10 protein-coding genes are annotated in these 15733 nt (G+C 29.1%); all 10 read left to right on the top strand.

The window, feature by feature from the left end; all coding sequences use genetic code 4:
• Positions 1-285 precede the first annotated feature (285 nt).
• Positions 286-2373, top strand: coding sequence for a PTS fructose transporter subunit IIABC (locus tag MYF_RS02420; RefSeq protein WP_002557852.1), 2088 nt, complete (start codon positions 286-288; stop codon positions 2371-2373).
• 98 nt (positions 2374-2471) lie between these two features.
• Complete coding sequence (locus MYF_RS03340; RefSeq protein ID WP_155897262.1) at positions 2472-2642, top strand: hypothetical protein; 171 nt, start codon at positions 2472-2474, stop codon at positions 2640-2642.
• A gap of 122 nt (positions 2643-2764) precedes the next feature.
• A complete protein-coding gene (locus MYF_RS03175) occupies positions 2765-2995 on the top strand; it encodes a hypothetical protein (RefSeq protein ID WP_155897263.1) in 231 nt (76 codons plus the stop codon).
• The gene (locus tag MYF_RS03180; RefSeq protein ID WP_002557854.1) at positions 2974-3186 is read left to right on the top strand and encodes a 1-phosphofructokinase family hexose kinase; all 213 of its coding nucleotides are present in this window, start codon (positions 2974-2976) and stop codon (positions 3184-3186) included. The genes MYF_RS03175 and MYF_RS03180 overlap by 22 nt, the downstream gene beginning before the upstream one ends.
• Positions 3187-3327: 141 nt before the next feature.
• The gene (locus MYF_RS02430) at positions 3328-4362 is read left to right on the top strand and encodes a hypothetical protein (protein ID WP_002557855.1); all 1035 of its coding nucleotides are present in this window, start codon (positions 3328-3330) and stop codon (positions 4360-4362) included.
• Between the two features lie 483 nt (positions 4363-4845).
• Positions 4846-5946 carry an ABC transporter permease gene (locus tag MYF_RS02435; protein WP_002557856.1) on the top strand — a complete coding sequence of 367 codons (1101 nt, stop codon included), beginning with the start codon at positions 4846-4848 and terminating at the stop codon, positions 5944-5946.
• Positions 5946-6911 (top strand): ABC transporter permease, encoded by a 966-nt coding sequence (locus MYF_RS02440; protein WP_002557857.1) that lies wholly within the window; start codon positions 5946-5948, stop codon positions 6909-6911. The genes MYF_RS02435 and MYF_RS02440 overlap by 1 nt, the downstream gene beginning before the upstream one ends.
• A 1-nt stretch (position 6912) precedes the next feature.
• Entirely contained in the window at positions 6913-8322 is a 1410-nt protein-coding gene (locus tag MYF_RS02445) for an ABC transporter ATP-binding protein (protein ID WP_039387661.1), read from the top strand.
• Positions 8312-9643 (top strand): ABC transporter ATP-binding protein, encoded by a 1332-nt coding sequence (locus MYF_RS02450; RefSeq protein ID WP_002557860.1) that lies wholly within the window; start codon positions 8312-8314, stop codon positions 9641-9643. The genes MYF_RS02445 and MYF_RS02450 overlap by 11 nt, the downstream gene beginning before the upstream one ends.
• Entirely contained in the window at positions 9630-15731 is a 6102-nt protein-coding gene (locus MYF_RS02455; RefSeq protein ID WP_002557861.1) for a PDxFFG protein, read from the top strand. Before MYF_RS02450 ends, MYF_RS02455 begins: the two co-directional genes overlap by 14 nt.
• Positions 15732-15733 lie beyond the last annotated feature (2 nt).

Raw genomic sequence — 15733 nt, forward strand, 5'->3', positions numbered from 1 at the left:
TCCAAAAAATAGCACATCTTTTTATATCATATATTATTTTTGTACCAATAAAAACAACAACAAAAAACAAAATCAGGAAAGGCTATTAAAACTAACCATATAAAAAAGAAAATCGTAATTTATTCTATGAATTTAAGTGTTTTAATTAAAAATAGATAAAACTTTACCTAATCTAAAAAATACAAAAATAGAAAATTTTTAGCATAATTCCTTATTTTTTTATTCTAGTCTAGAAATTAAAATAATCATACTAAACTTGTTATATAATAACTCCAAGGAGGGAGAATGAAAATATCAAGCCTGTTCCAACATGATACCATTTTTTTAGATAAAAATTTTGATTCTAAAGATAAAGCTTTGCAGTTTTTAAGTCAAGAATTAAAAAATAAAATGTATATAAGTGATGCTATCCAAGCAAAAAAATTGTTCCAAAAGCGAGAAATTCAAAGTTCAACTGGTATTGGTCAAGCAATAGCCATGCCTCACATTGGCGATGATGTTGTTTTAAAAAACACAATAATGTTTGTTCGCACCACAAACCTTGATTGGAATGCAATTGATAATCTGCCTATTAAATATATTTTTGCAATTGTTTTATCAAAAAATGAAAGAGATAACTCTCACCTTGAAATTATACAAAAATTATCACAATTACTAATTAACCCCAAATTTGTTACTAACTTAGAAACTATTAAAACCGCTCAGGAATTTTTAAATTTAATAGATGATTTTGAAGCTAAATTAAATAATAATAAATATCCAAAAAAATCAGGCTATGACATTGTAGTTGTTACTGCTTGCCCAACTGGAATTGCTCATACATTTTTAGCTAAAGACAGACTATACCAACAAGCACAAGAGATGAATTTATCAATTAAAGTTGAAACTCAAGGGGCCGAAGGAATTGATAACAAACTAACACTTGAAGATATTAAAAATGCTAAAGGTGTAATTTTGGCAATTGATCGGGAAATTGAAAAGTCCCGTTTTGCAAATATTGAAAACATTATTGAAATCTCAACGCAAAAAGCGATTAACAATTCTAAAGAACAAATTGAAAAAATACTTAAAAAACAAGGCAAAAAACTAAATGTTGCTTTTAGCACAACTCAAAATAATGATCAACAAATAAGTTTTAAAGGTTTTAACACAAGAATTTACCGTTCATTAATGCAAGGAATTTCGCATATGTTACCTTTTATTATCTTTGGCGGAATTTTAATTGCTCTTGGGTTTATTTTAGATACCCTTATAGGTCTTTTTCAAGGTATAAACTTAAATGACAAAACTTTTTTATCATCATTTGGATTTAATTATAAATCATCAAAACTAATTTTTAATATTGGAAAACTCGCTATGGGATTAGCAGTTCCAATTTTATCAGCTTATATTGCCTTTTCACTAGTCGGAAGGCAAGGATTGCTACCTGGATTTGTAGTTGGCGGAATTGCAACTGGGCAACTTAAAGATACCTATGGTTTTTTAAAAGAAAGTATTGCTCGCTCTTCAATTTCAAACCCTGATAGTTTTCTTGGAACAGGTTCAGGATTTGTGGGCGGTATTTTAGGCGCATTTTTTGCCGCTGCAATGATTATAGTTTTTACAAAATACATTTTTAAAAAACTACCAAAAACCCTTACTGGTATTAAAAATATCTTATTTGTCCCTGTTTTAGGAACTCTAACAATTGCACTTTTATTCTGAGTTGTAAATATAGTTTTAATTTATATAAATTTAGGATTAGTGCTGTTTTTACAATTATTTCAAGGCAAACCGTATCTTGCATGATCACTAGGGTTAATTCTAGGATTAATGATGGCCTCTGATTTAGGTGGGCCAATTAACAAAGCCGCTTATATTTTTGGAACACTTTCGATTGCTAATGGAACAAGTACAATTTCAATGGCTGCTATTATGATTGCTGGAATGGTGCCCCCACTTGGGATTTCGCTTTCAATGTTTATTTCTAAGAAATTATGAGCCAAGGAAGATATTGAAACTGGGCGAATCTCAAATATTTTATTTGGATTATCATTTATTTCAGAAGGCGCAATTCCATATACAAGTAAAAATCCAAAAATTTTGATTCCTGCTAACTTAGTAAGTGGGGCTGTTGCTGGTTTAGTTTCGGCTTTACTTGGAATAAATATTATTGCTCCTCATGGTGGAATTTTTGTTGTATTTTTAGCTAAAACTAACTTAGTACAACACATTGGAACGCAAATCGGCTTGGGAATTACATTTTTTATAGGCGTGCTTTTAATTGGGGCAATCGCTCATGCAACAACCATTATTTTAGCAACTTGATTTAATAAAAAATACAAAAATATATTTGCTAAATTTAAATTTAAAAATAATAAAAAAACAGCATAAAAATGATTTATACACTCACTTTATCGCCTTCGAGCGATTTATTTATCAGTTCGCAAAATTTTGAATTATCAAAAGTGAATCGTTACTAAAAATTTGAATTGCTCCCCGGTGGTAAAGGCTTAAATGCTTCAATAATTCTCCAAAGAAACAGATTTAAAAATCAGGCAATAACAACATTTGACAAACCAACTTTTTTATCATTTCAACATTTTTTTAATCAAGAAAAATTAAATATTTTTAATGTTAATAACCCAAGTAAACGCGAATAAACATTAAATACTATGGTCAAAATCAAACTTTTGAACTAAATGGCCCTAAAGCAAAAATAGCAAATACTAAATTTGCTACAATTTTAAATAAGTTAAAAAAACTTAAACAAGATGATATTTTAATGCTCATGGGAATTGCTGAATTAAAACAATTAGCACAAATTATTAATTTAATAAAGTGTAAAAATATTAAATTAATTTTCGATATCGATATTCCTAATTTCATTGATTTACTTGAATTTAGACCATTTTTAATCAAACCGAATGTTACTGAATTACAAAAAATATTGCTCACACTGGAATACCAAATTTTACCTGAATTAAAAACTCGATGTATAAATTGCAAAGTTTAGGCGCACAAAACATTATCGTTTCTAATGGTGAAAATGGTGCTTATTATCTAAAAACCAAAGATGCTCAAAAATCCTTTAAATTAGCCGCGGCAGGCGCAACAGAAACTGTAACTGTTTCATGATTAGGCAATCAGACATTAATCCAAAAATACTTAGATAATATTCAAATTAGTAAAACAAATAATATTTAGTTTTGTTGACTAAAATATGACTAAAATAAATGACATTTTCCATCTGGTTTGATTATTTTTTTAAAAAATATAATATAATTTTAATTTATTAGTGCAGTAAATTTTAGAAAAAAATTGCAGGTTTTTAAACCAAGGGGAAAAATGTTCAAAAATAAACTTAAAAAATTTCTCATTTTTCTTGCTCCGGTCTCACTTGGTTTTCTCGTTTCTTGCGCCGAAATCGAACCTGATATTGATATTAATATTCCGCATATTTTTAAACCACTTTTTGAAATACCCGAAAAAGGTGGTTTTTTTAAAAAGCAAGACCCGCGCTCAACTGATCTTTATGTTTCAGAAGTTAACGCGATTCGATTAAAATGATTTTTAAATAATGCTAGCCTAATGAATTTATCAGATGATGAGAAAAGCAAAATTTATGCATCAAAAGTTGCAAAATATTTTGTTTTTGATAATAAAAACAGAATTTTAGTACACAAAAATACATTTAATGTAAATGAGGAAATCACCCCAACTTTTTTAAAAAATGCCTTTGAAAAGGCCGCTAATTCTTATGAGGAAAATGCAAAAAATAATATCGGTAACTCAACCAATAAAATAGCCTGACAAAATAAAAATATTGAAATTTATTCCAATATTTCAAAAATTTTTGACCCAAATTGGCGCTTTATTGAAATGAAACTAATAAAACCTAATGTTATTTTCCCAGATAAAAAAAATTATATTCTAATTAACGCCTATAAAATTTTCTACACAGATCCAATTGATTTTTCCGAAGAAAAAGCTAACGAAATACAAAATAACGAAACTAAAACTGAAAAATATAACAAAAAATGAAGAATTAAAGCACCAAATAATGATCCAACACCAATTTTACGGCTTCACTGATACAAACAAAGTGTAAAAAACCCCTTTAAAATTGAGCTAAACAATGTTGAAAACCCAAATTCAGAATATGATTTGCAAATGGTTAATAACATTGATCAATCAGAATCTGTTGCCGATTTTAGTTTTGATTTTTACGATAATAATTCTATTAAACCAAAAGAACCGCTTGAAATTTTGCATTCAAAACCTTTTATTCGTTTAGTTTTGCAAAGTTACGCAATTCCTTTTGAAGATGAAATTTCCAATTTTGAAAGGGGCGAATTAAAATTTAAATACCAATTTAAATAACATAAATGAAATTTTTGTAATTTCATATTATTAATAATATTTACACTTAATAATATGAAAAAATTTTCAGTTAACTTGTGTTTTGGAATATTTTTTTAAAAAAACAAGCTATATTTTTATTAAATTATAAAAAACCAATAAATTTTTTGTAACTTTTTGTTTTTCATATATAATAACTACTAGACTTTAAAAAAAATAAGGAAATAATGAAGGAAATAATGAAGGAAATAATGAAAATGCAAACAAATATTAGTTTTTACTGAACTTTTTTTATGATTTTTTTCAACAAAATCAATTTTTTTGCGTTTTCTTTTTTTAATATTTTTCCTAAATCTATTTCAATTAAAATTAAGCAAATTTTTAAATCAATTTTTTACCCGGCTTTTTCGAATCTAATTATATAATTACAAAAAAACTAAATTAGATTGGAAAACGGGTTAAAAACCCGTTTTTTTATTTATTAAGTAAAAAAGAAAGGAAAAAATGTCTTTAAAAAATGACGATAACCATCAGCAATTTCAAAAATCTGATGTACTAAATTATTCTTTATCTAAAATTAATAGCAAAAATATCGATTATAATTTTATTTATTCAATTGCAAAACCTAATAAAAACAAATTTTCTTTGCTCAAATATATTAACATTGATTCTTTTGCATTTAGGTTTTTGAAAAAAATTACGAAAATTTTTCTTGAATTTATAATAGTTGCATGAATTGTCGCAACTTTGGTTTTTTTGTTAATTGATTCAATTCCTGGCGAACCTGGTTTTCTTGATGGATTAACCGAAGCACAAAAAACTACCCAAAAACAACTTTATGGCCTTGATTTACCGCAGACACAACGTTATTTTAATTATTTATGAAAATTTATAAATTTTGATTTTGGAATTTCCTATAGTTTAAGACCACGCGTCGAAATTAACGACTTTATTTGGCAAAGATTTTTCACTTCATTTTCTATTGGTATTGTCTCAGTTTTTCTAACAATTTTGATTGGCGTTCCACTTGGAATTGCTGTTGGAAAAAACCCTGGTAAATTCCTTGATAATTTTGCAACAATTTGAATTGCTGTTTTTTCCTCAATCCCTTCACTTGTTTTTGCCCTTGTTCTGCTTATTTTTGGCCAAAAAACAGGAATTCCCTATATTTTTAATATTCAAGATTTTTCAACATTTGTATTGCCTGCCATTGCGCTTTCAATCGGATCAGTTATTAGTTATGTTCGTTATATTCGTTTTGAACTTAATAATGAATTAAATTCTATGCATGCAAAATTTGCTTATTTAAAAAATTTAACAAGAAATCGCTTTGTTTGAACTCACGCCCTTAAAGCTTCGCTTTTCCCAATTGCCACTTTTTTCCCGATTGTTGTGCTAGGTTCTTTTATAGGCTCAATTTTTGTTGAAAAAATTTTTCTAATTACTGGTTCAGGCGGAATTATGATTGATGCAATTCAATCAAAAGACAATAATATCATTCTTTTTTTAGTAATAATTTACTCACTTTTAACGATAATTTCTTTCACACTAAGAGATATAAGCTATGAATTATTAGATCCGCGAATTAGAAGGAGAGCAAAATAATGCAGCAGTTTCCTTCAATTGAAAAATATATTGACCAAAATCTAAAACCAAACCCATTTTTGCAACCTTTTTCTTACAAAATGTGAAAATTAATGGTTGCACAAGCTAAAAATTTTGATCGAAATTATTTTGGTAAACCAGGAAATAATTTTTATGAAGTTTTTCTTCGTTTTTCTCGTTCATTTTCAGGAGTTTTTGGCATTGTTACTATTGGTTTTATGCTAATTATGGCGCTAATTATTCCTTTTACAACTGGATCACCAACACAATTGCGTCCTGATATGAAAAATTTAAATTATTTTACGCAAGGTTTCATTCTAGGAACTGATGCACAAGGACGTGATGTTTGAGCATTTTTATGACACGGACTTCGCTTTTCTTTAATTCTAAGTTTTATTGTCGCACTTTTTGATGTTGCTTTAGGAACCTTGTTTGGAACTTTAATGGGAAATTTTGACCTTTTTGATAAAATTTTTACCTTTATTATCAAAATAATTTCAAATATACCGACAATTTTAATAATTATTTTAATGACTTTAGTTTTACGTCCAAGTTTTTGAGTTTTGATTTTATCCTTTTCACTTACAGGTTGAATTGGGCTTGCAAATCAAGTTCGCGCGCAAATAAAAAGGGCAAAAAATTTTACATGAGTAATTGCATCACGAGTTTTAGGAACCCCATCATATAAAATTCTTTACAATTTTGTTCCCGTTATCATTCCTTTATTAATTACAAATATTGTTTTTGTTATTCCTGGAACAATTCTTGGTGAAACTGGACTTGCATTTATTGGGCTTTCACTACCAAATGTTGCAACTCTTGGAAATGCAATAAATGCTGGAATTCCAATTGTAACTTTATACCCCCGCTATGTTTTAATTCCTGCTTTTTTCTTAGTTTTGCTTACATCATCAATTCAAATGATTGGAAATTCAGTACAAGACGCTCTAAGGAGACAAAGATAAAATGATTTCTTTTTTTTATACAAAAAACTCACAATGTCTTAAAACTGAAAACCCAAGAATTTGTTATAAATTAGCTAAAAATTTGGAAAAATTTCAAAAGGAATTAAATTTATTAAAAGAAAAAAAACTCAAACCAGAAGAATATGAAATGCAATTTCATAATCTAAAAGAAAAATTTTTAGCCTATGAAGTTAATATTAAAAAACACTACAAGTCAAAAAAATCCTATAAAATACGTGATATTTGGGACAGAGCCCAAAAATATTGGCATACTAGTTTTAACCGTTCCCATTTTGATTTTGAAAATTTTGCAAAAAATGTTGAATATAAACAAATTGGCGACAAAAAACATAAAATTGTTGCACAAATTAAAAATTTAAACCTTTCTTTTATAAATCCAGCTAACCCTGAAATTCGTAACATTGTCATTCGTAATGCCTCGCTTGACTTCTACGAAGGCGAAATTCATGCAATAATTGGTGAATCTGGTTCGGGAAAATCAGTGATTACCTCTTGCCTTTACGGGCTTGTAGGTCAAAACGCTGTTATTGAATCAGGAGAAATTAAACTTTTTAACAATCCAGTACACAATTTTGACTTTCGCGCCTGAGAGCTTTCTAATTATCGCGGTAAAATTATTTCTGCTGTATTCCAAAATCCAATGTCAACTTTAAATCCAACAAAAAAAATTGGCCTTCAAATTATGGAAGGAATGCTCTTAAATAAAATTGTCAAAACTAAAAAAGAAGCCTATGAAAAAGCGCTTTTATATTTAAAAATGACTAAAATTGCTAACCCTGAAATGGTCATGAAATTATATCCACACGAACTTTCAGGCGGAATGATCCAACGCATTGTTATCTCCTCGATTTTGTCTTTAGAGCCAAAGATTATTGTAATGGATGAACCGACAACCGCACTTGATACAACCGTGCAAGCTCTTGTGCTTGATATCATTCGCGATTTACAAAAAAGACTGAAAATTACGATTATTTTTATTACTCACGACCTTGGAGTTGTTGCCTCGCTTGCAAGTTATATCTCAATTATGTATGCTGGTCAGGTTGTCGAAGAAGGTACAAGAGATGAAATTCTCTTAAATCCGCGTCACCCTTATACTTGAGGGCTAATTACTTCAATGCCTGATGTTAACAAAGGTGAGCGGCTTCAATCAATTCGCGGTGTTGTTCCTTCTTCATTAAATTCAATTGTCGGTGATGCTTTTGCGGTTAGAAATGATTATGCATTGGAACAAGATTTTTTTATCGAACCTAATTTTTATCAAATAAGTCCGACTCACCGCGTAAAATCCGCTTTAGTTGATCCGCGATCACCAAAAGTGATACCACCAAAAATTATTTACCAAAAATGAATCGAATTTACAAAAATGAGGAAACAAAATGAAAGATAAGCAAAAATTTTATCTGGAAAAAAATAGTTATTTTTTTGGCAAAATCACTAAAAATATTTACCGTGTTCTCACTCCCGGAGTCGAAAAAATGCTGGATTTTAAGGGAAAAGTTCCAATTGTGAGCTTTCAAAATGTTGATATTACCTACGGAAGTGGAAACCGGAAAAACAAAGTAATACACGATATTAGTTTTAATATTTTTGAAGGTGAAGTTCTTTCGTTTGTTGGCGAATCAGGTTCGGGAAAATCAACAACAGGATCAGCGATTGCCGGTTTAATTCCCCGTAGTTTTGGCAAAATTCATATAAATGGCTTTGATTTACCAAAAAAAATCAATAAAATCCGGTCAAAAATTCTTAGCAAGCTAGTTTCAAATGTGCAAATGATTTTCCAGGACCCTTTGTCCTCGCTAAATCCTTATAAAAATATTTTTGCTGTTATTACCGAAGGCCTAATAAATTTAGAACAACGCAAAAAAGGCGCAATAAAAAACTTATTTTCACAACATTATTACCAAAATACATTTGAAAATTTAACCTCAATACTAAAAAAACAGAAAATCGCGCCACAGATTATTCAACAAATTAATTATAATTTTTATAAAAACACTTCTAATATTCAGGTAAACGATCTTTTCAATAAGTTAATTAATTATCTTGAAAAGCTCAGCTTTATCGATTCTAAAATAATAGACTTTATCAAAAAAAAATCTATATTTTTACAGCACTTTTTAGAAAAACCAACAAAAGAAATTACATATAAATATGTTATTGATATGCTTGCATCCGTTGGTCTTGATAGCTCAGTTTTATCACGTTTTCCTCTTGAATTCTCTGGTGGTCAACAACAGCGAATTGGGATTTGTCGCGCTTTATTGCTAAGACCAAAAATTCTTGTCGCTGATGAGCCAATTTCGGCTCTTGATGTGTCAATTCAGGCACAAATTATTAATATTTTTAAAGATTTGAAAGAAAAATATAACCTTACAATCTTTTTCATTTCGCATGATTTGCGGATGGTTGAGTATATTTCTGATAGGATTGCCGTAATTTATCGTGGAAGAATCCTAGAAATTGGCCCTACTGAAGAAATAACTAAAAATTTTTTACACCCTTATACAAAATCATTAATTGAGTCAATTCCAACAATTGAATCAAAAGGTGAATCACTTGCTGGGTTTTTATATGAACCAAAAATTCATGAATATACAGAAAAAAACCAGCCAGAATGAATCGATTTAGGAAATAATCACTATATTTTAGCAACTTTTTCAGAAGTAAAGAGATGAAAATCAGGAGATTATAATTATGAAAAAAACTAATATTTTATTCAGCTATTTGCTCGCTGGTGGTCTACTCGCAACCGCTTCTGCTGGCATTATAGGCGGAATTAAAATTTATTCGAAAAACAACGAACTCGGTGTTTATAATATTGATATACAATCAGATGATAGTTTTGAAATAAAAGATGATAAACTAGTCTACGCTAATTTTCGTAACTCGCAAGGAGATCGAATTGCTTCCTTTGAAAATTTGGAAAATCCGACAACAATTTTGCTAGATCCCAAAATAAAATCAGAAAAAAGGCGGTTTTCAGCGGCTGACTTTGCTGATTGATTTGCCGATAATTACAATAGGCAAACACCAATTTTTGAACTAAAAATTGGAGCGATGAAATTTGTTAATGAATATTGGGATGCTTTATCGCCTTCTGAATTTGTAAAATATGCTCGCTGATTTACTAAAAATGTCTCCTGAGGGCCGGATGCCATTACTTTAGAACATTTTGCGCTAAAAAAGGGGGTTACAAGTTCTGGTAATAATTTATTATTAGGCCAACATTCAACAAAACGAAAAGAGGAAACAAAAATCGAATTCTATCCGGATTCCTTTTTTGGTTCCTTTCCAATATATTCAAACGCTGCTGGAAAAGGTAATGCTAGTGATAATTTAACTTATAAAATTTTTCAAAATCCCATTTCTAAAGAATCGCTTGATAAATATTTTGCAACAATCCCGACGCAACAAGTGCTTGCAAATTATGATAAATCCAAGGTTGTTGCCGGAATTCCTGCTATTGACTTAATTGAAAATAAAGAAATTTATTTTTATGATCTAGTAAAAATTCTAAAAAATTCGTTTAGCGACAACCCAGAAATATCAAAAAAATTGGCAGAACTCAAAAACGAGGAAAACTTTTTTGTTTTTGCAAATAAAAAACAAAATTTAGATCTAGTCAAAAAAAAATTCCAATTAGCAGCTTTAATGCTGTTGCACGAAAAAGAAGTTCAGTTACCCAAAAATTTTCAGCTTAATTTTCCTAAAGATTTTGCAAGAACCCGCCAAATTAAATTAATAAAAAATTTAACACCATCTTTAAATGTGCGATTAAAACATGATGAGAATAATATTCCAAAAGGCGAATTTTTACTCGAACTAAATCAACACGAGATTATGCCGACAAATAAAACTCAAGAAACACCTGAATGACAAACAAATCAAGGCACAAGTTTTCGATTTTCCTTAAATCAAAAAATCAGTTCTGATAGAACTGCACTTTTAGTTTCTGAGATTGCAACTAAAATAAACGAGGAAGCCGAAAAAATTGCAAGCAAAGGCTTTTTTGACCTATATAATATTAATCATCCTGTTGGTAAAACAATTGGTATTTATCAAGAAACACCAGAAAATAGAGTATTTTTACCAATTAATCAAGAACATCCAGCAGCTGAAGCCGAAAATGAATTTTTATCAGAATTTGATTCTAACAAATGGTCAATTTACGAAATTATAACTGTCAAAAAATTATCTAATTCACGACTAGAAATTGGGCTTGTTAACAAAAAACAAGCAGGAAATACTAAAAAAATAACTTTTGATCTTAATTTACATGATAAAAATTATTCTAAACATCTTAAAGAATTTAACAGTTTTAAAATCGCAATTAATTGAAAGAACCGCATAATTCCAAAAATTATTCAGGAAATTGAAGTTTTAAAGGACGGGAAAAACACAACAGTTTATCAACTTTATGGCGAAGTTTTTGATGGCCTTATTGACAAAGTTTTAAATCACCGAAAAACTAACGGCGAAAATCTTGTTGGGACCTATGTTGACTCAGAAATAGATCCTAAAACTGGACTGAAAAAATACATCACGAAATCAGGTAATTATATCGGATATTCTCATTCTTCGCGAATTCCTTATATTGCGCTTTTGAAAGCTTCTTCACCATTTTTTAAAACAACAGGAATTAATTATCTTAAATACGTTGGCGCGCACGAATACGGTCATCATCAAACACTAAATTATGCCCAAGATAATTCTGATCCAGAAACAAGTATTGTTATTGGCGCGCTTTCAACAAATACAGGTGTAGGTTTACAATCTTTTTATAATTTAGATGTGCTTAGATCTTATCTTCAAGCCCGTTCATCAGGTTTGGATCTGCGAAAATCAAGCCCAGATTTACAAGCACAAACAAATGGAATTTATCCAAATTTTAGTTTTGATAGAGATAATAAATTCGAGGATGAAAGCAATATTTATGGCTCAAAAGAAAATGAAACTATTGATAAGTTATTATCAAAGAAAACGCGGCGTTTTTTACAAACAATTAATGGACTAAAAAATGCTGCTGATTTAAGAAAACTAAAATTATACGACCTTTTCCTTTTAAACTCAATCGATGTTGAATCAGGAACAATTAACCCTTCAATTGCCGCTGAGTCAAAATTCTTCCGCAATGACTGACAAAGAAACGAAAATAAAAGAAAAAGTGGTTTTATAAAATCTTCCGATATTAGTGGCTTATTTACAAATTCCTTAGTTGATGGAAAGGGAAATTTACTAGAATTTGACCGATTAGGTAAGGTTAAAGTTGCTGATTTTAAGGAAAGTGATGATAGAAAAACTTTTAGCGACTTAATTGTAAAAATATTTTTTGATAATGGAAAACCAGCGATCGATCCATCAAGTTTTAAAGACCCATCAAGTCTAGCAGAATTAAAAGAAAAAATTGAACAAATTCAGTCAGCTTTTTCCGCTAATCTTGTTACAAAATTTGAAAACAATGGTTGAAATTCAAACTCTAAAGGTTTTACTCGTTTTCAGCCTTCAAGTGCTTTATTTGAAACATCACTAAGCGCAATTTTATCTAATGATGCGGAAAAACAAGGGTTTTATGGCACAATTATCGGTAATAAATTTGAAAACTCAACTGTTGAAATTAAACTACCTGAGCAACTTTTTGATAGCCAACATATTCTAACAGCCGTTAAAAGACTAATAAAAAATCCTGAATCTATTCAATTAGGCGAACAATTAGTTCAAAAACAGAAAGAAAAAAAATTATTAAATTTTACGACTTTTTTTAATGCTATCATAAATAATCAAGGCTCTGGTTCCAATAAAAACTCAACACAACCCGCAAAAATATTTGAAAAATTATTTAAACCAACCATAAGTCCAAACGAAAGCAATTTATTTAGCAGCTTAAAAAGCATCACAAACTTTAACGACTCGTTAATTAGAAGAATATCTGTAGCTATTGATCTTCTTGGGCAAATATATGGGATTTACTTTGATTGGGCTATAAAACAACTTTCGCCAAAAAATGAAGAAAACAGAACAACCCAACCTCAAAGTGCTGCACCTAAAAAAACTGATGAAGATAACAAAAGTAAAACTACTTTAAAAGGCTATTGAACATTTATTCTCAAAGAGATAATGTGAAATAACTTGGATAAAATTTTCATTTTTAAAGATGAAAATAACAAAGAAAATATACCACAATATCTTTTTGCAACCATCCAAAGATTTCATAGACTTTCGCCTGGTTTTATCAATGAAAATTTCCTTAATTTAACAAATGGCCCAATTTTTGCAAGCAATTATTTAGGAAGATTAATTTCAATAAATGGCAATGAATATTTCCAAAATCCAAAATATAACTTTTATGCTTCATTTAATAGTAGCAACGGAAAACACGATCTTATCCTTGATCAAACAGAATTTGATATTAAAAAAGATTTAGCCGACCGCTGAACCTCGCCATTTGGAAATTTAATAAAATTTAATAAAGTAATTACAAAAAATGCAACTCAAAAATTAAATCCATTTTTTGGTATTGCCCAGGATTTTAAATTTAAAAATATCTCTGAAAGCGAATTAGATACTTCAAAAATTTATCTTGATGCCTGAGATAAAACTGTTTTTGGATTTGACTATAAAAATAATTATTTTGGATACCAAAACCAACAAAATGAGACTGAATTTTCGAACCTTGCGGATTTTCTTGAGTTTGTCTCAATTGACCCTTTCGCCTTACAAATAGTTAAAAATAATGACCAATTTATCCGTAATTGAGATCTTGATTATGTCAATACTAAATTTAATTTATATAAATATGCATATGATAACCTGCAAAAAGACAAATACACACCCAAAACGAACAAAAATAACCAATTAACCTGAAATAAAAAGGCAAAATGTAACGAAATAATTGAAAAACTTTTAACTAATTTTGATATCTCTAAAGAAAAATTGGAAGAAAATTTACAAAAATACGCAAATTTTCTAATGGAAGCTTTTGAGAAATCAACACTTAACTTGCTAATTAAAAATTCTAAGATTGAAAACAAAAATATTGACCATTTATTTTTATCTTCGGTTGGATTTATGGGATTTAAAAATTTTGCTCGTAAAACAAGGGATAATTTACCGGCAACAAAATTTGGGAAACTCACAAATTTAGATCGTATTAAAAATGCCGAAACTCCTTGGCTAAATTTTGGTTCATTCCAAGAAAATAATTCACTAGTTTTTGATAATGAAACATTTCTTAACGATGATCTTAAAAATTCAAATAAATCTGAAGTCTACAAATGAATTTTAGAATTCCTTAAAGAAAAAAATATCAAATTTAAAGATATTGACTTATTTAGGCTGCAATATTTAGTTGGAACAAAAATTTTTATTGACTATACATATCAAGATATAAATAATCAAATTCAGCGCATGAATACAGATCTTGAACTATCTTGATTGCGCTCAAAAAATTTGGCTAGAAATGAAACACAACCCGATAACTTTTTTAGTAATTATGTATATAATTTCCCCGAATCGCTAACACGAGACTTTGTTCAGATACATTATTCTCCAAGTAGCGAAAATCTTGATAATATCTCCCCATTATTTAGAAATATTTCTGAGGCAAACACTGGAAATGAATATTTTGTTGACAGTATTTACACTCGTAAATGAATAAAAAATTTCATTCCGGCTTTTGATATCACACAAGCATACTCACAAACCTTGTACTCACAATTTAGTAATTATTTCTTAACTAATTTCGTCATTTCACAAAACAAAGAAAACCTCGATAAATTATATGAAAATTTAACAAATGCACTCCAAACTGCGCAAAACAAGAATTTATATCAAAAAGTAAATGAAATTTCTGCTAAAGAAAAAAATGAAATTGAAAAAATTATTACCACAAGCGAAAAACCTGAAAAATTTATTGATAAGATCCTGCAAGAAATTGAAAATAAGAAAAAAATTAACGAGATTTCTAATTTATATCGTAAACAAAAAAATGAACTTTTTAGTGAAATAATAATTGAAATCAACCAAATTATGAAAAATTTTAAAGGCGAACTCGGAAATTATTCAAATTATTATGGCTCAAATATTCAACCTGTTGTAGGAAATAATACTTGAAGAAATGGATATATTAACAAAAATGTGGCGGAAAATAACGGCTTTTTTAAAGACAGATTTCAAAGAAAGGTGCTTGATTGGGAATTATATGATGATAATTTAGAGCCTGTAATCGACCCTAATATAAGAATTACTAACCTAAAAGGGGAAAAAGTTAACAATCGAGCCGAAGCTTTTTGATACTATTCATTAAAATCACAAGGAGTGGGCTCAAGAACAGTTTCAGGAATATGACGCGATTCAAAACAGGATAAAGTTGCGTTTTGAGGATTTCTTCGAAATCAGGATGCTGATAAAGTTCATTATTTGACATTTGAAGATGAAATTACAAAACAAAAATATCACGTTCATTTGATAAAACAGGGCACAAATAATATTTTCTACCTTAAAAGACAAGCTGATCTTTCGACAAAATGAACACTTGAAAATGAGGGTTATAAATCATGACTATCTTCATGGTCAATTATTGGAGAATTTAAAAACGCTCTTCTAAGACCTGGAATTTCAGGACTTAGAAAGTTCAGAATTTATTTCTCTGATGAAAAAAAACAAGAAATTAAAGGCCTATTTACATTAGGATCATCTAAATTCATAGCTGAAAACGGTAAAAATTACCAACTTGCTCCAACTTATATAGAAAAAAATAAAAATGAAAACTATCTTATAATCAGGCCACAATTTAAATAGGT

The organism is Mesomycoplasma flocculare ATCC 27399, assembly GCF_000815065.1.
GTDB lineage: Bacteria > Bacillota_I > Bacilli_A > Mycoplasmatales > Metamycoplasmataceae > Mesomycoplasma > Mesomycoplasma flocculare.